An 18,871-nucleotide genomic window follows, 5' to 3' on the forward strand; every position below is an offset into this window, starting at 1 on the left:
CTCCGACTCGTATGCCTTGCCGGTGTAGCTCTCTGCTTTTCATCACCGCCGGAACAGGCGGTCAGGGACAGTGCCATCATAGCAGCCAGCAGTGCCGCGGCAATCTTCTTCAGCATATCAAAAACACTCCTCAATCTAAATTTCAGTCAGAATTCTCTATCGTGTAATTACAGCAAAACCATCAAACTCATATCGTCGCAGACCGGCGCTGCCGATCTCATCCGGCTCCTTGCCTGCCAGGATCTCCGCCAGGGCATCGGCGGTTTTTCCCAGCATCTCGCCGCCCCGTACCGGTTCATTATGGGAACAGATCAGGGTGTATCCGGAAAACTCCTTGGCAAGCAGTGCCATGGTCCCCTGGTAGATCTTCAGCAGCTCCGGGACCGGACGGTCCGATGCCAGCGCCACATAGAGCGCCGCCGGATAGAAGGTATCTCCGGTGAAGAGCAGCTTCCGGTCGTCCTCTGCCAGCATGATGCTGTCCGGGGAATGTCCGGGGGTGTCGATGACCCGCAGCTTCCAGCCGCCCAGGTCAAAGACCGTTCCTTCCGGCGCCGGAGTAAAGGCACAGGGGGCAATGGTGTAATGGGCCGGGTCAAAGCCCTCGGGCCAGGGTCGGGCATTGGAGCCCTCGGTGACCTCCGCTGCCAGCTCCGCGGCAGTGGCTCCAGCGGAAAGCCGTCGTCGTGCCTCGGGATGATCGGGGGCATAGACTGTATCAAACAGGGCATTGCCGCCGATGTGATCGAAGTGGGTATGGGTATTCATCACAATGACCGACAGGCTGGTGAGCTCCTCCACCACCTTGCGGATATTCCCCATGCCGAGTCCGGTATCCACCAGCAGGGCCTTTTCACTGCCGGTGATGAGATAGGAGATGACCTCCTGGAAATGCCCGGGCTCATAGATGGCATACAGATCCGGCTGAATCCGGTAGACCTCAAACCAGTCCTCTGTCACCGGGACCCGTTCCAGCGACGCATACGCCGGACGGGGCAGGGCATCGTACCAGTGTTCCGGCTGCATGGCGCTGTCCGGCTTCTGTACGGCTGTTTCCTGCATGAGTGCCACTTCCTTTCCGCAAATTTATGTATAATTATACAATCCTTCCCGAGGATTGTCAACCCCTATTCCCCCGCTTTCCCGGCGGGAAATCCACAAAATCCCCTGGGAATATCCCCCTGTTTCCCCGCAGTTTGCCCAAAGAGTGCATAAAAACAGCCGATATACAGTATATCTGCATATCGGCTGCATAAATTTGCAGTGAAACCGGGCTACTTCACAAAGCCCATGCGGAACTGCTTGCGGAACTGGGACGGCGATACACCGAAGGTATCTTTATACGCCCGGGACAGATGGAACGCCGACGAGAAACCCATGCCGGAGGAGATCTCCTCCATGGTCATATCGGTGAAGGCCACCATCTCTTCCACCCGGCGCATCTTCATATTCATAAAGTACCGGCTGGGCGGGATTCCCAGTACATCATTGAAGGTCTTGTTGAGGCGGCTTTCACTCACGCCCAGATGCCGAACCAGGCTCTGGATGCGCACCGGACCTGCCAGTCCTTCCGCTGCCAGACGCACTGCCCGGTCGATCAGGTCTGCCTGGGACCGGGTATAGGCATAGGGTTCCGCCTTGGGATCAAAGGATTCATCTGCCATCTGGGGCAGCACGGCATACAGCACTGCCCGGGCCAGAGCCGGTGCATTGCCGGAGCCCGCGTTCCAGCTCTCCAGGAGCATCTGCATGAGCGTATGGATGGCATTGGGGTCCGAGGGCTTCACAGCCAGCCCGGACTTGCTGTGGAACATACCGTCAAAGACCCGTTCCATATAGCTGGGTGACAGCAGGAAGTGGATCGACAGACAGCGCAGCGGCTGCCCCTCCACCGGACAGACGGTATACGGTGTAAACGGGGAGAGCAGTACTACATCACCGGTCCGCGCGTCGGAATGATAATCCTTCTGGGTAAAGGCAGCTTCGCCCTCCAGCAGGAAGAGCAGCTCATAGTTGCTGAGCACTGCTGTAACCGGCTGATTGGCGCCATCCCAGACGGCTTCGTTGACGCTGCGCACAGTGAACACTGCCTGGTCGAGCAAATTGCTGTGGGTATCGGCCTGGTATTGGATCGGACGATCTCCTACTCGTTTCAGTGTCATATTCATCGCCTCCGCATCGTTATTTTTATTATATCGTATCTTTCGGCAGGCTTCAAGGTTTTATGACAATTTTTGAGCTTAATTTTCTGTTTTTTTATATAAATTGTGTAAATTATGCCTCATATCGCACTGATTTTATGAATGAATCTCCGGATATTTCCAGAACAAAAAAGCCCCCGGCAACTGCCGGAGGCTTTATTTGCATATCTTCTGGATCTCAGCGGGCCTTGATGATGAACCGTTTGCCCAGCTTTTCCTGTGCCAGTTCCCGGATGGCCTGCTGCTCCTCGGGAGTGGCATCGCTCTTGGCCAGGGCAAGGGCCTGGCTCTGGCTGATATAGAACAGGAAGGCATTTTTCAGCTCATAGGCTTCCAGCACCTGTTTCCAGGTGAATTTGCCCGCCGCCTTGCCCACATAGGACGCGACACCGTTTTCATTGAATACGATGCGGTGGGACTGGCCTACCACTGTCTTGTCGCCGGTGGACATCCGGTGGATCTGATATTCCAGCAGTCCGATCAGGACCGGCGGGAAGAACAGATAGATCACACAGGCATAGAAGGTAAACATTCCGAACGCATAGCTGTCCACGGTATAATAACCGGTCAGCTTGGCAATGACGGTACCTGCCGCCAGCAGATAAGCCACAATTCCAAAGGGCAGCGTAGTACGCTTTCTCCGGAACATCTGGAAATAGACCATCTCCCGGTACAGGGATCTGGATATGGTGGCCTGGATCTCGATCTCACGCATGGGCAGGTTCCTCCTTGGTGGATTTGGGACAGCTTACTTCTTGTTGATTGCCTTCATACGCTGGGAGTTGGAGAGGATGCGCTTACGGATGCGCAGGTTCTCGGGAGTTACTTCCAGCAGCTCGTCCTCGCCGATGAACTCCATGCACTCCTCCAGGCTCATACGCTTGTAGGGAGTCAGACGCAGGGCGTCATCCGAACCGGACGCACGCATATTGGAAACATGCTTCTTCTTGCAGACATTGACTGCCATATCCTCACCCTTGGGAGAATAACCCACAACCATGCCCTCGTAGACCGGAACACCGGGCCCGATGAAGAGCATACCGCGCTCCTGGGCATTGTAGAGGCCATAGGTAACCGACTCACCGGTTTCAAAGGCGATGAGCGAACCCACATGACGGGTGGGAATATCACCCTTGTAGGGCTGATAGCTGTCGAAGATGGTGTTGAGGATACCCTCACCCTTGGTATCGGTGAGGAACTCGCTGCGGTAGCCGAACAGACCACGGGACGGAATGATGAACTCAATGCGCATCCGGCTGCCGGACGGTGCCATGTGCACCAGTTCACCCTTGCGGGCGCCCAGCTTCTCCATTACGGAACCAACGCAGTCCTCAGGCACATCGATGAGCACACGCTCCATAGGCTCCAGCTTTTCGCCGTTTTCCCCGGTGTGGAACAGGACATGGGGCATGGATACCTGGAACTCATAGCCTTCCCGGCGCATGGTTTCAATGAGGATGGACAGATGCATCTCACCACGGCCCGCTACCAGGAAGCTCTCGCTGCTCTCGCCGTCAGATACACGCAGGGATACATCCTTGAGCAGTTCCCGCTGCAGACGGTCACGCAGGTGACGGGAGGTGACAAACTTGCCTTCCCGACCGGCGAAGGGGCTGTTGTTGACCGAGAAGGTCATTTCCACGGTGGGCTCGGAAATCTTGACGAAGGGCAGGGGCTCTACGGCATTGGGATCGCAGAGGGTATCACCGATGGTGATGTTCTCGATACCGGACAGGGTAACAATGTCACCCACCTTGGCCTCGTCGCAGGCCACACGGTTGAGGCCCTCGATCTGGTAGAGGTTGACTACCTTGCCGCGGTAGGGCTCATGGGAACCATGGTACTCACAGATCACCACGTCCTGACCCATCTTGATGGAGCCGCGCTCCACACGGCCGATGGCAATACGGCCCACATACTCATTGTAGTCGATGGAGGACACCAGCAGCTGGGTGGGGCCTTCCGCATCGCCTTCGGGAGCGGGGATCTGATCGAGGATCTTCTCGAACAGCACGGTGAGATCCTCACCCAGCTGATCGGGAGAAAGACCTGCCTGACCGGTACGGCCCGAGCAGAAGATAATGGGGCTGTCCAGCTGTTCCTCGCTGGCATCCAGGTCGAGCAGCAGTTCCAGGCACTCATCCACTACTTCATAGGGACGGGCATCGGGACGGTCTACCTTGTTGACCACCACAATGACCTTGTGGCCCAGTTCCAGTGCCTTGGACAGTACAAAACGGGTCTGGGGCATGGGGCCTTCAGCAGCGTCCACCAGCAGAACGACACCGTTTACCATCTTGAGCACACGCTCTACCTCACCGCCGAAATCAGCATGTCCGGGGGTGTCGATGATATTGATCTTCACGCCATTGTAATGAGCGGAAGTGTTCTTTGCCAGAATTGTAATGCCGCGTTCCCGTTCCAGAGCGCCGCTGTCCATGACACGGTCCTCAACGGCCTGATTGGCACGGAATACACCGCCCTGCTTGAGCATCTGGTCTACCAGAGTAGTCTTGCCATGGTCAACGTGGGCGATGATAGCGATATTTCTCAAATCATTTCTAACCAAACTAAGCGTCTCCTTCTATTCTAAAACGACTCGGTTTTTCCATACCGAACTATTATATCCCTTTTTTGCCGCCTGCGGTAGTGTCTGTGCCGCCTTTTGGAAAAATTTCTTGGATTTCGCCATGCCGGGGGATTTCCAGGGCGGGGATTTTTGCGCATTTTGCATAGTTGCATCGGCTCCAAACCCGCTCTGTCAGCCAGTTTGCGGCCCTTTCCCACAAAACAAACGCCCCGGCGGAAACCAGGGCGTTTTACCGAAAAAGCTATTCGTAGTTGCGCACCACCGAGATCACCTTGCCGAGGATCGCCGCCTCGGTGACAATGATGGGTTCCATGGTGCTGTTTTCCGGCTGCAGACGGAAATGTCCCTTCTCCTTGTAGAAGGTCTTGACCGTGGCCTCGTCCCCTACAATGGCAACGACAATCTGTCCGTTTTCCGCCACCGGAGTGCGCCGGGCAATGATGATGTCCCCATCCAGAATGCCGGCTTCGATCATACTCTCGCCCTTGACCCGCAGCGCAAACAGCTCCGAAGGGTCATACCGTCCCACCGCAAAGGGCACATACCCCTCCAGCGATTCCACCGCCAGAATGGGCATACCGGCGGCGACAGTACCCAGCAGCGGCACCTGGACCGCCTTTTCCTCCTGCCGTCCCACCAGGCGGATGCACCGGTTGCGGTTGCCTCCCATGGTGATATAGCCCATCTCCTCCAGCTCCCGGAGGTACTTGTGCCCGGTGGAGGTGGACTTGATGCCCAGGGAATCGCAGATCTCCCGGACTGTGGGCGGAACACCATCGTCCACACACCGGCGGATATAATCCAGCACCCGCTGATGCTTCTGTGTAAATTCCTTCATACCGTTTCCCTCCATCCGGCTGTTATCCATTTCAGTATACCAGAACCCCCGGAAAATTGCAAACAAAAGTTCGTTTTCGATCCTGATTTCCGGGAATTTCTGACTTCAAACAAATTTCAAAAATTCCGTCAAGACTATTCACAACACCCGAAAGGGATTTGGGTATAATATAGCTGTACCCGAAAAGGTGACCGCAACACCATCGGCTGTCAGAAAGACGGCGGGCCGCAGCAGCAAACCGGCAAGCCGATCCAGGCCGGCGGGTATCGTCAAACCCTCCTCAATTACAATACACCACAAACAGCAAAAAACGGCTTCCTTCCCCGGGAGCCGTTTTTTGCGTCCTGTTCAAAACCCGCCCCGGATATGCTATAATAGCCTTGCCAGGCGCTGCCTTTCCGGGAAAAAAGCCCGGTTCCGGCGGCATACTAAGACTGTACCGGCTGCCTGCCCGCTATGGGAAGAACCGGCAGCCCTGTTTTTCTAAAAATTACCGCTCCATCAAGGAGGATACTGACTATGATGTACGACAATACCGAAAAACTCCCCCGTGCCATTCTGGTGGCGGTGGACACCGGCGAATATGACGCTGAAACCTCCCTGCTGGAGCTGGAGGAACTGGCCCGCACCGCCGGGGTGGAGGTGGCTGCCACCTCCATTCAGAAGCGTCCCGCCCCCGATTCCGCCACGGTGGTGGGCTCGGGACGGCTCCGGGAACTCACCGAGGATCTGGAACGGCTGGAGGCGGACATGCTCATCTTTGACTGCGAACTCACCGGCAGCCAGACCCGGAACATCGGCGATGTCACCGGCGTGGCGGTGGTGGACCGCACCATGCTGATCCTGGACATCTTTGCGGCCCGGGCCCGGAGCAGCGAAGGACGGCTCCAGGTGGAGCTGGCCCAGCTGCGCTACCGTCTGCCCCGACTGGCGGGCAGCAGTGAGAACCTCTCCCGGCTGGGCGGCGGCATCGGCACCCGGGGCCCCGGTGAAACCAAACTGGAAACCGACCGCCGGCACATCCGCTCCCGCATCCAGAAGCTGGAGGAGGAACTGCGGGATCTCACCCGCCGCCGGGAACAGATGCGCTCCCGCCGCAAAAAGGACGGCATCATCACTGCCGCCATTGTGGGCTACACCAATGTGGGCAAGTCCACCCTGCTCAACGCCCTCACCGATGCCGGTGTGCTGGCGGAAAACAAGCTCTTTGCCACCCTCGACCCCACAGCCCGGGCTCTGCTGCTCCCGGACGGGCGCTCGGTGATGCTCATCGACACCGTCGGCCTGGTGCGGCGGCTCCCCCACAACCTGGTGGAGGCCTTCAAATCCACCCTGGAGGAGGCAGCCTCTGCCGATGTGCTGCTCTGTGTCTGCGATGCCTCCAGCCCTGAGATGGACGAGCAGATCGAAGTCACCACCAGCCTGCTGGCAGAGCTGGGCGCCGCCGACACCCCGATGATCAAGGTGCTCAACAAGTGCGACCTGGTGCCGGGGCTGCGTCCCCTGGACCGCAAGGACACCGTGCTCATCTCGGCCCGGGAAAAGACCGGCTTTGAGGAGCTGCTCTCGGCGATCATGGCGGCGCTGGAGCCCTCCCAGAAGCGGCTGAAACTGCTCCTGCCCTACACCGCTGCCGGGCTGCTGGCAGAGATCCGGCAGGAGGGCAAGGTCTTTTCGGAGGAGTACACCCCCGATGGCATTCTGGCAGATGCCCTGGTGCATATCCGGGTGCTGCACAAGGTGGCCCCCTATCAGATCTCCTGACCCCATGGATACAGAAAAGGCGTATGGAACGATTCCATACGCCTTTTTTATTGCGGTATTCCGTTTTATTCCGGCAGGATCACCTTGTTGATGCGGCGCTGGCTGCGTCCGGAAGGAATCATATCGGTGAGATAGGGCAGAAAGCCCAGCAGCAGCGGGATATAGGTTGTCACAAAGGCCAGCAGTGCCAGCAGAGCCGGGGCTTTTTTCCGACCGGCGGGGACAGTCATGCCCACCAGCAGTCCCATGCTGAATACACAGATTTTCAGCAGGGCGAAATCCTGCCAACGGCTGTTTGCGGCATAGCGGTCAGCGCATTCAAACAATTTTCTCATAGTGGTGTCCCCTTTCATCATATCCTGTTTTAATCCTACCATATCCCACAAATTTCATCAAGCATCTGGGACGAAAATTCAAAGAACCGTAAAAAACAAAGCGGTCTTTCCAGTATGGGCGGCTCCGGTCCCCGCTATGCAAAAAATCCCCGGCCGGACAGCTGCCGGACCGGAGATTTTCAGAATACAAGGGATCAGCCCCGTGCCAGCTTGACACGGATCTTGGTGGAACCGTATTCCACCACCAGCACCAGCACGATCAGCCCCGCCAGGATCGCGCCGGCTTCGTTCCAGCGGTAGGCGTTCATGGCAAAGATCAGCGGCGCGCCATAGCCGCCTGCACCCACCAGACCCAGGACAGTGGCATCCCGGAGGTTGATGTCAAAGCGGTAGATGGCAGTGGATGCAAAATTGGGAATGAGCTGGGGCAGAATGCCGTACCGGATCTTCTGGAAGGTGGTACAGCCTGCGGCGTCCAGCGATTCGAGGATCTTGACATCCAGGTCCTCAATGGCCTCGATATACATCTTGGACACCATGCCGATGGAGGAGAGCGCCATGGTCATCAGACCGGGAAAGGCACCCATACCGGTGACCCGGACAAACATCAGGCCATAGACCAGCGACGGCACAGTACGGATGGCCATGATTGCCATGCGTCCCGCAAAGGCGATGGGCTTGGGCACCAGGTTGGATGCGGTGAGGAACGAGAGCGGGATCGCCAGCACAGCGCCCACCACAGTACCCAGGAAGGCGATACAGATGGTCTCCAGCATGAGATAGGGCACGCCCTCGGTGGTGAAATTGAAGAGCAGGCTGAGATCCGGGTGCAGAATGCCCGAGATGATGCTCGCGGCAATCTGACCGCCGCCCGACGCGCCGGTATAATCCACGGCGGCAGTGGCGGACCAGGCCATCAGTGCCACCAGTACAGCGCCCAGGGCCAGACGGCTCCAGAGGGTCCGGGGACGGTTCTCATAGGCGGAAAGGATTTTATTTTCCATGATGCGGCACCTCCCTCAGACCAGTTTCCGGCGGAAGTACCGGCTGATGGTTTCGATGATGAATACAGTGACAAACAGCATGATGAGGATCATACCGGCGCCGCTGTAATCCCGCCAGCCCAGGCGCTCGTTGAGCACCAGGCCCAGACCGCCGGCGCCCACATAACCCAGAATGGAGGCGTAGCGCACATTGCCCTCAAAGCAGAAGAGGGTATTGGAGATATAGGACGGCAGCACCTGGGGCACAATGGCACACACAAAGGCACGGGGCTTGGAAGCGCCCATGGCTTCAGCGGCTTCAAAGGCGCCCATATCCACCGTTTCGATCTCCTCATAGAGGATCTTGCCCATATAGGCGAAGGTGAACACGGCAATGGCAGTGGTACCAGCCAGGGTGCCCAGGCCAAAGACATAGGTGGCAATGAGTGCCACAACCAGGGTGGGCAGGGTACGCACCAGGCTGAAGAGCAGCCGGGACAGGGAAACGACCACACGGCTCCTGATGATGTTGGTGGAGGCCAGCACCGCAAAGGGAATGGCAGCCACCGTACCGATAAAGGAGCCGAGCAGCGACATCTTGATGGTATCAAAGAGCGGGCCCCAGACCTGGGAGGAATACTTCCAGTTGGGCGGGAACATATCGCCGAGAATGACAAAGAACTGTTCGCCGCGCTTGGCAAGGGTAGCGAAGTTGAAGCCGGTGACCTTGACCGACACCGCGCAGCAGATCAGCACCAGCACAATAATCAGCGGCATCCGGGAAACGGGCTGCTGTACTGTCTTGCCGTTTTCCAGGGTGATGGTCCTGGGCAGGAAGATCTTATCGTAAAGGGACATACATCACACCCCCGCTTCGAACTGACCGCCGTATACCTCAGCCAGTACCGCTTCATTGACTTCGGAAGCCGGACCGTCATAGACCACTTCACCGGCCTTGATGCCGATGACACGGTCGGCATACTGCAGCGCCAGATCCACATGGTGGATATTGATGAGCACCGAGATATTCATCTCCCGGTTGATGCGCCGGAAGTCGTCCATTACCTGCTTGGCAGTGACCGGGTCCAGCGAGGCCACCGGTTCATCTGCCAGAATGATCTTGGGGTTCTGCGCCAGGGTACGGGCCAGGGCAACACGCTGCTGCTGTCCGCCCGAGAGCTGATCCGCCCGGACAAAGGCCTTATCCAGAATACCCACCTTATCCAGGGCTTCCAGGGCCTCCAGCTTGTCCTTCTTGGGGTAAGCTCCCAGCAGAGCCCGCCAGAACGGCAACTCCGGTACCCGGGAGGTGAGGACATTCTTGATGACGGTGGTACGGGTCACCAGATTGAAGGACTGGAAGATCATACCGATATTCCGGCGGAACTGACGCAGCCGGGCTCCCTTGAGTTCCATGACATTGACACCGTCTACGGTCAAGGTGCCGTCGGTGATGTCATGCATCCGGTTGATGGTACGGATCAGGGTGGATTTACCGGCGCCGGACAGACCAATAATGGCTACAAACTCCCCCTGTTCAATGGTGAGATTGATGTCCTTGAGCGCCTGATACCCATTGGGATAGGTCTTGCTGACATGGTCGAATACTATCATCGTGAAACCTCTTAACTTCCTTGATGGTTCTGTCTGCTGTTTTTGTAAGGGGGAAGTTCCTGTACGGACCCTCGCCTCCCCTTTACAAAAACAGGGGAACGATCCATTCCCGTTCCCCGTTTTTTTACGAAATACTTCGATCCAGGCGGGCAGATCGGTTTCTTTTGGATGCCATTTTTTACTGAGCCGCAGTCATTTCCTGAATGAGCTGCTGAGCTGCACGCTCGTTGTCATAGTCCTCAGACTTGGCAACCTGGTAGCCCTGATGGCTGTAAATTGCGATAACTTCCTTGCCTTCTTCGGTGTTGCCGATGTTGATGAAGGCATTCTGCAGAGCGGTCTTGAACTCATCGGTCATGATCTCAGAGGTCTTGCTCACGCTGACAGTATCGTTGTAAATGGCAGGGGTTACACCAATGACATTGGTTTCGTCCCAGATGGAAGCGGTACGGCCGTACTCGCTCTGCCACTGGTCGGCATAGTCACGGCGGACATCGGCATAGGATACCAGCACATCCACCTGACCCGAAGCCAGACGGGCCATAGCGCTGCCGTAGGAATCCGAGGGAACTGCATAGGCCAGGTCAGTAATGCCCTTGCCATAGTTCTCCTGGAGCCACAGAGCCGGATAGATGTAACCAGCCGGCGAAGAGGGAGACATTACGCTCCACTTGGCGCTGTTCAGATCGTCCCAGGTCAGTTCCTCACCGGCATTGACCTTGGCACCCAGCTCCTGACCCTTCTCAGAAGGACCAGCAATAATCAGGGCACGATAGGATACAGCCTGATCGGTGGTAGCTTCGGTGGGCTTGTTGTCGTTCCAGTCCTTGGCGCTGTCCGAATCAATGCTCAGACCGTCACGGGTGGCAGTCAGGATTACTTCGGCGCCATCGTCATACAGTACATAGGTACCGCCGGGGATCAGACCTACATCGGCTGTACCGGCAGAAAGGCTCTCGCCTACGGCTTCATAGCTGGTACCAACTGTGATCTCCACATTGCCTACATCGTAGCCTTCCTTTGCCAGCTCGGTCTTGAGCATCTCCTTGAGGGGCTCGGTAGCAGTGATGATCTCATCGGGTTCCCGGGAGGGAACAAACGCAACTCGCAGGGTATCGATCTGGATATTGCCGCTCTCAGCAACCGACGAGCTGTTGTCGCTGCTGGAGCAGGCTGCCATGGAAGCGCACAGAGCCGCTGCCATCAGCACTGAAAGAATCTTTTTCATAACTTTCCTCCAAATTTCCTTTTCCATTTTTACCGGGCCCGCCCGGCTGGAACCGGCAGAAGAAGTCCGTATTTATGCCGGATCTGCCGCCTTCCACAAAGAACATTATATACACTTGTATCACTTTTTTCAATATGGCAGCCAGGAATCTACCGGTGGTTTTACATAAATTTAACTCCCCCGGATATAAAAAGACAGGGACTTTTCAGTCCCTGTCTTTTCTGCAAAGCTGTTTGTATATTAAGGATACACAAACCTGATTCAGTTGGCCCGGCCGGTCCGGGCAGGCATCTGGCCTATAATTATTATAGCATTCTGCACCTTTCTCTGCAAGAAACCTGCATCGCTTTTGGAGGAACGCCACAGACCCGGCCTGTAATTTTATGCACTATGCTTTGGTATCCGGCTCCCGGGAACTGCGGTTTTCGCCCGTTCTCTCCCATTTTAGGGAATCCGGGCAGATTACACATTCGCTCTCCGCTGGTTTTATGCAGCTTCGCCCATTCCCGATTCCGGTTTATTTTTGCATCTGTACAAATCCTATCCTGCAAAAACAAAAAGGACCGGATAAACCGGTCCTTTGTTTTCTGATTTTCCAGAAAGGAAGTGCAGGTTAAGCCATTTCGTAAGATACGGTGGGCTTGGCCTTGCCGCTGCCAGTTCTGTAGAAGGCCCAGATGAAGCCAACAGCCATTACTGCTACGTTGAAGATGATCAGCTGAGGAGTCATCGACTTGATCATGAAGGATGCCTGGATCAGGATGGCGATGCAGGTGATGATCATCAGGGTGTTGAAGACAGGAGTGGGAACCTTGTACTGGCTCTTCTCCCAGGCCTCGGGGAACATCTTGGGAAGCTTCATGGCGGTGATGGTGAAGATCAGGTTGTTGATGTAACCCAGAATCTGCACGATCGAGGAGATCTGAGAAATCTGGAGATCCAGCAGGATCGGCACTACCAGAATTACATAGTAGATAACCAGGATCTTCCACGGAGTCTTGAACTTGGACAGAGAAGCCAGGCTCTGCGGGAACCAGCCGTCCTCACAGGACTGCATGACAGGCTTTGTGCAGGACATGATCTGAGAGTTCAGAGTGGTAGCCAGAGCGAACATAGCACCGCCCACGATGAAGAGAACATACAGGGGCTGGGGCAGGATCTGGTTAGCAACCAGAGTCAGGGGCTGGTTGGCAACTTCAGCTACGGGCAGAACGCCGGCAGCAGCGGTAGCTACCAGGCCGTACAGGATTGCAACGCTTACAGTGGAAACGATGATTACGAAGGGGATATCCTTGGTGGGGTTCTTACACTCAGCGGATACACCGAGAATTACGGTAGCACCGCCGGTAGCGAAGCCCAGGTAAGCGGTAGCAGTCAGGAAGCCGCCGATACCATCGGTCAGGAACAGGCCATCAGCATTGCTGAAGTAGTTGACCAGGTCAACATGAGGCAGGCCGAATACGGCGAACATGGACAGCGAGAGAACCAGTACAACAACCAGCAGGTTCTGGATCTTGGCCATCAGGTCAACGCCGAAGTAGTTCAGAACGAAGAATGCTGTACCAACGATCAGAGCGATCATCTTTTCACTGCCGCCCGAAGGAAGCAGAGCGATTGCATACTGAGCGAAGGACAGAGCGTACATTGCCAGGGACATGTTGGTGATGAAGTATACTACCGAGTAGTAACCAGCCCACTTGTCACCGGCGAAGATCGCCATCTGAGTGTACATACCGCCTCTCATACGGATACAAGAGGTGATGAAGATGGACGGGAAGAAGGTGCACATGGTGAATACGGCGGACAGCATGAACGCCAGGTTAGCCGAACGACCGGTCATAGCGATAGCAACGCCCATCATGGACATGATACCGGCGCCGATGATCTGGCCGATCGCGATACCCATCAGTTCCTTCTTACCAAGGGTACGAGCAAGGTCCTTGGTCGAGGAAGCTACGGGCGCTTTTTTCTCTGTAGACATAAGCGAAACCTCCGTGTCTGTTTTGGAATGTCTGCCAGGCGTCCCTGACAATTCACAGCAGCTGCTTCAGATCGTTTTTATGATAACACCTGCAACAAAATCCCGCAATACTTTGTTCAATTTTTCAGCCATTTGATTAAAAAGCCATTTTGGATTTTTGTGAAAATCAACCTTGCTGTTTCAGCGATTTTCTGCATTAAATTGTTAACAAAATCACAAATATTGCAGTTTGCACATTAAAATCAACTCTGATATGTTCACTTTGTCTGAATGCCGCTTTTCTTACCTTTTCATTCCCTGCAAATCGGTCCTCCCGACGGACGATTATACCGGCCTTTGTACAATCCGCGCAAATATCCCCCGTTCTTTTATGCGCTATACGCAAACAGCCGGACAACATCAAGCTGTCCGGCTGCTGCGGTCTGTTATTCTGCTGTCAGCACGAAGGAGGAACGCTCTGTATGGGAATCAGGCCATTTCATAGGATACAGTGGGCTTTGCCTTCCCGCTGCCATAGCGGTAGAATGCCCAGAAGAATCCGAAGGCCATGGTGGCTGCGTTGAAGAGGATCAGTTTGATGTTCATCGAGCTGAGCATGAAGGACGCCTGGATCAGGATCGCGATGCAGGTGATCACCATCAGGGCATAGAACACCGGAATCGGTACCCGGAACTGGCTCTTTTCCCAGGCTTCGGGGAACATCTTGGGCAGCTTCATGGCGGTGGTGGTCAGAACCAGGTTGTTGATATAGCCCAGAATCTGTACCAGCGACGAGATCTGCGCAATCTCCAGATCCAGCAGGATCGGAACCACCAGCACGATATAGAAGATGAGCATGATCTTCCAGGGGGTCTTGTACCGGGAGAGTTCCGCCAGGCTCTTGGGGAACCAGCCGTCCTCACAGGCCTGCATGATCGGCTTGGTTGCCGACATGATCTGGGAGTTCAGGGTGGTAGCCAGAGCGAACATGGCGCCGCCCACGATGAAGAAGATGTACAGCGGCTTGGGCAGGATCTCCGCGGCAACCAGGGTCAGGGGCTGGTTAGCTACTTCCGCCACGGGCAGGACACCGGAGGCAGTGGTGGCAACCAGGCCATACAGCAGAGCCACACCGACGGTGGAAGTTACGATCACGAAGGGGATATCCTTGGTGGGGTTCTTGCACTCCGCGGATACGCCGAGGATTACAGTGGCGCCGCCGGTGGCAAAGCCCAGGTAAGCGGTGGCGGTCAGGAAGCCGGTCACGCCGTTGGACAGGAACAGTCCGTCCGCATTGCTGAAGTATGTACCGAAGTCCACGCTGGGCAGGCCGAATACGGCGAACATGGTCAGCGAGATGAGCAGGACGATCACCAGCAGGTTCTGGATCTTGGCCATCAGGTCCACGCCGAAGAAGTTGAGGATAAAGAAGATGGTGCCCACCGAAAGAGCGATGATCTTCTCACTGCCGCCGGAGGGCAGCAGAGCCACAGCATACTGGGCAAAGGACAGGGCATACATCGCCAGGGACATATTGCCGATGACCGATACAACCGAAGAATAACCCGCCCACTTATCACCGGCAAAGACGGCGAACTGTGTATAGGCGCCGCCTCGCATACGGATGCAGGAGGTGATGAAGATGGATGGGAAGAAGGTACACATGGTAAATACAGCAGACAGCATGAACGCCAGGTTTGCCGAACGACCGGTCATGGCGATGGCGACGCCCATCATGGACATGACGCCCGCACCGATGATCTGACCGATTGCAATGCCCATCAGTTCCTTTTTCCCCAGGGTCCGGTTCAGATCCTTGGTCGAGGAGAAGGTCTGTTTGGTTGCGGTTGACATGGAAAAGCCCCCATTCTGTTTGAGATAGTTGGAAATACCCAGTGAAACAGTAAAAAACGAAAGCCGTCCGTTCCCGCCGTGCTTCCTCCTTCTCCAGCAGAGCCGGTCCCAGGCATTTCTTCGTTTCACTATCAGAATATGCGCGCTCTGTCCTGATTTACCACTCCCATTCCCTGTATCCCCGCAGCCCGGAAAGAAAACTTTCCCGCCGGCGTCTTTCCCCCGACCCGACTGCTGTCTGTATGGCATAAGAAAAGACCGGACAGTCTTGAAACTGTCCGGTCTTTGCGGTCTGATATGGTCGTATCAAAAAATCGGAAGGGTTCCGGCAGGGTTATGCCATTTCGTAGGATACAGTGGGCTTGGCCTTGCCAGTACCGGTTCTGTAGAAGGCCCAGATGAAGCCGGCTGCCATTACAGCTACGTTGAAGATGATCAGCTGGAGAGTCATCGACTTGAGCATGAAGGATGCCTGAACCAGCAGAGCTGCGCAGGTGATGATCATCAGGGTGTTGAATACAGGAGTCGGTACATGGAACTGGCTCTTCTCCCATGCTTCGGGGAACATCTTGGGCAGCTTCATAGCTGTGATGGTCAGAACCAGGTTGTTCAGGTAGCCCAGAATCTGTACGATGGAGGAGATCTGAGCAATGTTCAGGTCAGCCAGGATCGGCACAACCAGAATGAAGTAGTAGATAACCAGGATCTTCCACGGGGTCTTGTACTTGGACAGAGAAGCCAGGCTCTGCGGGAACCAGCCGTCCTCACAGGACTGCATAACAGGCTTGGTGCAGGACATGATCTGAGAGTTCAGAGTGGTAGCCAGAGCGAACATAGCACCGCCCACGATGAAGAAGATGTACAGGGGCTTGGGCAGGATCTCAGCGGCAACCAGAGTCAGAGGCTGGTTGGCAACCTCCGGAACAGGCAGTACACCAGAAGCGGTGGTAGCTACCAGGCCGTACAAGATTGCAACGCTTACAGTGGAAACGATGATTACGAAGGGAATATCCTTGGTGGGGTTCTTACACTCAGCAGATACACCAAGGATTACGGTAGCACCGCCGGTAGCGAAGCCCAGGTAAGCAACTGCGGTCAGGAAGCCGCTGATGCCTCCGGTCATGAACATACCGTCAGCGTTGCTGAAGTAGGTAGCCAGGTCAACCTGGGGCAGACCGAATACTGCGAACATGGTCAGCGAGATCACCAGCACGATAACCAGCAGGTTCTGGATCTTGGCCATCAGGTCAACGCCGAAGTAGTTCAGGACGAAGAACAGGGTACCAACAATCAGAGCGATTACCTTCTGGCTGCCGCCGGTGGGCAGCAGAGCCAGTGCATACTCAGCGAAGGACAGAGCGTACATAGCCAGAGACATATTGGTGATGAAGTAGACCACCGAGTAGTAACCGGCCCATTTGTCGCCGGCGAAGATGGCGAACTGGGTGTACATACCGCCTCTCATACGGATGCAAGAGGTGATGAAGATGGACGGGAAGAATGTGCACATGGTGAACACGGCGGAGAGCATGAACGCCAGGTTAGCCGAACGACCGGTCATGGCGATCGCAACGCCCATCATGGACATGATACCGGCACCGATGATCTGGCCGATGGCAATGCCCATCAGTTCCTTCTTACCAAGGGTACGCTTGAGGTCCTTGGTAGAAGAGAAAGTTTGCTGTTTCTCAGTAGACATAAAAGTTTGACCTCCTAAAGGTGCTCCCGGCGGAGCAGAATATACAACAGCTTTGCAGGCTGAACGCAGGCAATCCCGCCAGCCGGCCCTTCCGAAGTGACCATGCAGAAATCAGATCGCCTGACAGGTTATAGTTTATCATTTCTTGTCTACTTATGCAATATAGCTTAATAATTTTCATTTACTTTAGTCAAAAATTATTCATAGGAATATTGCAACTCATACAAAAGACAAATTGGAATTTGAGTAATATAATCAAATTTATACGATAGTTTTAGTTCAAATTAACCTATAATATGCCTGATATTTCCATGTACAAACTATGCTTTGTCGGGAATCTCTGAAAAACTTTGCCATTCTCTACAAGTTAAAGAACTATATTTAGGCAATTATATCCATTAACTTTACATTTCTACTGCTTTATCAGGCTAACAGACTGCAAATAAAGGCGCATAGGGTCAATTTAGCTAATAATTGCTATTCATTTTTGTCTGATAAATCGATGGAAGGCAAAAATCCCTGCTGATCCGTCCACTTTCCTGGAACTGACAGACCATCCATGAACTGGTCCGGCTGCCTCGAGTGCCTGTCCGCATAAAACAGACGACCGCCCATGCATGGCATCAACCCGGGTCTGGCTGTTCCGTTATACAGCGAAGTCCCGGGCGACAGCACACCGGCGCACACTCGGACATACTCCCACGGGATCAGTTTCAGGAAATCCCAGTGCCGCCCTATTATAATAAGGTATCTGTGATCTGGCAGCGAAACAATCGCATATCCCTGTGGGCTCCCGCCTGCCCCGTTGCCGCCTAAGCAGAGAGCCGTCCAGTGCCGCCGGATCGTCCGTGCCGCTGCCATGCGGTGACTATCCTGCTACACTCCCGCAAAGGGCACAAAGCCGGCACAGTGCCCCTCCTATGGGCATCAGTCGGGAACGGACCGGGAACGCCTTCAGAGAGCTCCGAAATATCTGCGGACTGCATGGAGCTCTGTGACGCCCATCTGAAACCGTATTCCCCTTCCCAATCCCGATAGCCCCAGGAAAGCCCAGGCGCTCCTGGGGAGCTGGCGCAGAGTCTGTGCAGCGCTTTAGCGGCAGTATGGACATAGCGGTACAGGAAGGCCACCCGCGGCGTCTGTGGCGTACTCTCTGGTCAATGGGCGGGTATTAGCCTTTGTCTTTCTTCCCTGCCCATCTGAACGCTGCACAGCACCATTGCAGACAAGGACAGTGCCCTTCGTCAGCCTGGTGTCGGATTGCCCTGAGGCCCGCCCTTGACCGCACGAACCAGGGAAGCAGATTCACGCTTCTGCTTAATACCTGTCTGGCAGCATAGATGGCACTGCATTCCCAGAGTAAGTACAGGCAAGTATGTGCAGCGCCAGCAGGGGCCAGAGAAGGGGTGCCAGGGCTTTATCCTGATAGCGTTCCATGTCGTCATCTGTCCGCACTCTCCACTGCCTGCGTGACGTGCTGCAGCAAGGGTCTGTTTTGTCGACAAATTGCGCCCTATTATAAATAGGTATAAGATGGAAGCCGTACACAATATTGGAATCCTGTTCAGAGGCTTCACAGCACCCCCTTAGCCCCGTGCCGCAGCATTCCATACCCGGCGCCGGAGCCTACTTTCAACACAGCTCTGTGGAAAACTCCGCTGCTTTAGATCAGGGCAGTCCCACAGTTGTCAGAAAACAAAAAAGAAGCACCCGAAAAACGGATGCTTCTTAGCATGGCTCCCCAAGTTGGACTCGAACCAACGACCCTGCGATTAACAGTCGCATGCTCTACCGACTGAGCTATT

General features: G+C 55.2%; 14 protein-coding genes. 1 reads left to right on the top strand and 13 read right to left on the bottom strand.

Going from position 1 to position 18,871, the window contains the following annotated elements; translation table 11 throughout:
- Positions 1-156: 156 nt before the first annotated feature.
- From H9X81_RS02245 to lexA, 5 genes are all read right to left on the bottom strand, one after another.
- Complete coding sequence (locus H9X81_RS02245) at positions 157-1,062, bottom strand: MBL fold metallo-hydrolase (RefSeq protein WP_204719481.1); 906 nt, start codon at positions 1,060-1,062, stop codon at positions 157-159.
- Between the two features lie 212 nt (positions 1,063-1,274).
- Positions 1,275-2,162, bottom strand: a complete 888-nt coding sequence (locus tag H9X81_RS02250; protein WP_191392935.1) for an AraC family transcriptional regulator — start codon at positions 2,160-2,162, stop codon at positions 1,275-1,277.
- 217 nt (positions 2,163-2,379) lie between these two features.
- Positions 2,380-2,916: a YcxB family protein gene (locus H9X81_RS02255; protein ID WP_204719483.1), complete on the bottom strand. Its 537-nt coding sequence runs from the start codon at positions 2,914-2,916 to the stop codon at positions 2,380-2,382.
- 33 nt (positions 2,917-2,949) lie between these two features.
- Entirely contained in the window at positions 2,950-4,770 is a 1,821-nt protein-coding gene (typA, locus tag H9X81_RS02260) for a translational GTPase TypA (protein WP_177502539.1), read from the bottom strand.
- 262 nt (positions 4,771-5,032) lie between these two features.
- A complete protein-coding gene (lexA, locus tag H9X81_RS02265; protein WP_204719485.1) occupies positions 5,033-5,629 on the bottom strand; it encodes a transcriptional repressor LexA in 597 nt (198 codons plus the stop codon).
- Between the two features lie 522 nt (positions 5,630-6,151).
- On the opposite strand from lexA, the gene hflX reads away from it, so the two are divergent.
- A complete protein-coding gene (gene hflX / locus H9X81_RS02270; RefSeq protein ID WP_204719529.1) occupies positions 6,152-7,393 on the top strand; it encodes a GTPase HflX in 1,242 nt (413 codons plus the stop codon).
- A 65-nt stretch (positions 7,394-7,458) separates the two neighbouring features.
- Here the strand turns inward: hflX and H9X81_RS02275 are convergent, their stop codons facing one another.
- From H9X81_RS02275 to H9X81_RS02310, 8 genes are all read right to left on the bottom strand, one after another.
- Entirely contained in the window at positions 7,459-7,728 is a 270-nt protein-coding gene (locus H9X81_RS02275; protein ID WP_204719487.1) for a permease of phosphate ABC transporter, read from the bottom strand.
- A 194-nt stretch (positions 7,729-7,922) separates the two neighbouring features.
- Complete coding sequence (gene phnE / locus H9X81_RS02280; RefSeq protein ID WP_204719489.1) at positions 7,923-8,732, bottom strand: phosphonate ABC transporter, permease protein PhnE; 810 nt, start codon at positions 8,730-8,732, stop codon at positions 7,923-7,925.
- Between the two features lie 15 nt (positions 8,733-8,747).
- Positions 8,748-9,569, bottom strand: coding sequence for a phosphonate ABC transporter, permease protein PhnE (gene phnE, locus H9X81_RS02285; RefSeq protein WP_204719491.1), 822 nt, complete (start codon positions 9,567-9,569; stop codon positions 8,748-8,750).
- A gap of 3 nt (positions 9,570-9,572) precedes the next feature.
- Positions 9,573-10,325: a phosphonate ABC transporter ATP-binding protein gene (gene phnC, locus H9X81_RS02290; RefSeq protein WP_177503810.1), complete on the bottom strand. Its 753-nt coding sequence runs from the start codon at positions 10,323-10,325 to the stop codon at positions 9,573-9,575.
- A gap of 178 nt (positions 10,326-10,503) precedes the next feature.
- Positions 10,504-11,553: a phosphate/phosphite/phosphonate ABC transporter substrate-binding protein gene (locus H9X81_RS02295; protein WP_204719493.1), complete on the bottom strand. Its 1,050-nt coding sequence runs from the start codon at positions 11,551-11,553 to the stop codon at positions 10,504-10,506.
- 613 nt (positions 11,554-12,166) lie between these two features.
- Positions 12,167-13,534: an APC family permease gene (locus tag H9X81_RS02300; RefSeq protein ID WP_191392334.1), complete on the bottom strand. Its 1,368-nt coding sequence runs from the start codon at positions 13,532-13,534 to the stop codon at positions 12,167-12,169.
- Positions 13,535-14,002: 468 nt separating this feature from the next.
- The gene (locus H9X81_RS02305; protein ID WP_204719495.1) at positions 14,003-15,496 is read right to left on the bottom strand and encodes an amino acid permease; all 1,494 of its coding nucleotides are present in this window, start codon (positions 15,494-15,496) and stop codon (positions 14,003-14,005) included.
- Between the two features lie 205 nt (positions 15,497-15,701).
- The gene (locus H9X81_RS02310; RefSeq protein WP_204719497.1) at positions 15,702-17,066 is read right to left on the bottom strand and encodes an APC family permease; all 1,365 of its coding nucleotides are present in this window, start codon (positions 17,064-17,066) and stop codon (positions 15,702-15,704) included.
- Between the last annotated feature and the right edge of the window lie 1,805 nt (positions 17,067-18,871).

This window comes from Hydrogenoanaerobacterium saccharovorans (assembly GCF_016901815.1).
In the GTDB taxonomy this organism is placed as follows: Bacteria; Bacillota; Clostridia; order Oscillospirales; family Ruminococcaceae; genus Avimicrobium; species Avimicrobium caecorum.

Bases quoted from the DNA above. Each gene is read 5' to 3' on its own strand.
- lexA (WP_204719485.1), bottom strand. From the start codon at position 5,629: ATGAAGGAATTTACACAGAAGCATCAGCGGGTGCTGGATTATATCCGC.
- phnE (WP_204719491.1), bottom strand. From the start codon at position 9,569: ATGTCCCTTTACGATAAGATCTTCCTGCCCAGGACCATCACCCTGGAA.
- H9X81_RS02275 (WP_204719487.1), bottom strand. From the start codon at position 7,728: ATGAGAAAATTGTTTGAATGCGCTGACCGCTATGCCGCAAACAGCCGT.
- hflX (WP_204719529.1), top strand. From the start codon at position 6,152: ATGTACGACAATACCGAAAAACTCCCCCGTGCCATTCTGGTGGCGGTG.
- H9X81_RS02255 (WP_204719483.1), bottom strand. From the start codon at position 2,916: ATGCGTGAGATCGAGATCCAGGCCACCATATCCAGATCCCTGTACCGG.
- phnC (WP_177503810.1), bottom strand. From the start codon at position 10,325: ATGATAGTATTCGACCATGTCAGCAAGACCTATCCCAATGGGTATCAG.
- H9X81_RS02250 (WP_191392935.1), bottom strand. From the start codon at position 2,162: ATGACACTGAAACGAGTAGGAGATCGTCCGATCCAATACCAGGCCGAT.
- phnE (WP_204719489.1), bottom strand. From the start codon at position 8,732: ATGGAAAATAAAATCCTTTCCGCCTATGAGAACCGTCCCCGGACCCTC.
- H9X81_RS02245 (WP_204719481.1), bottom strand. From the start codon at position 1,062: ATGCAGGAAACAGCCGTACAGAAGCCGGACAGCGCCATGCAGCCGGAA.
- H9X81_RS02300 (WP_191392334.1), bottom strand. From the start codon at position 13,534: ATGTCTACAGAGAAAAAAGCGCCCGTAGCTTCCTCGACCAAGGACCTT.
- H9X81_RS02310 (WP_204719497.1), bottom strand. From the start codon at position 17,066: ATGTCTACTGAGAAACAGCAAACTTTCTCTTCTACCAAGGACCTCAAG.
- H9X81_RS02295 (WP_204719493.1), bottom strand. From the start codon at position 11,553: ATGAAAAAGATTCTTTCAGTGCTGATGGCAGCGGCTCTGTGCGCTTCC.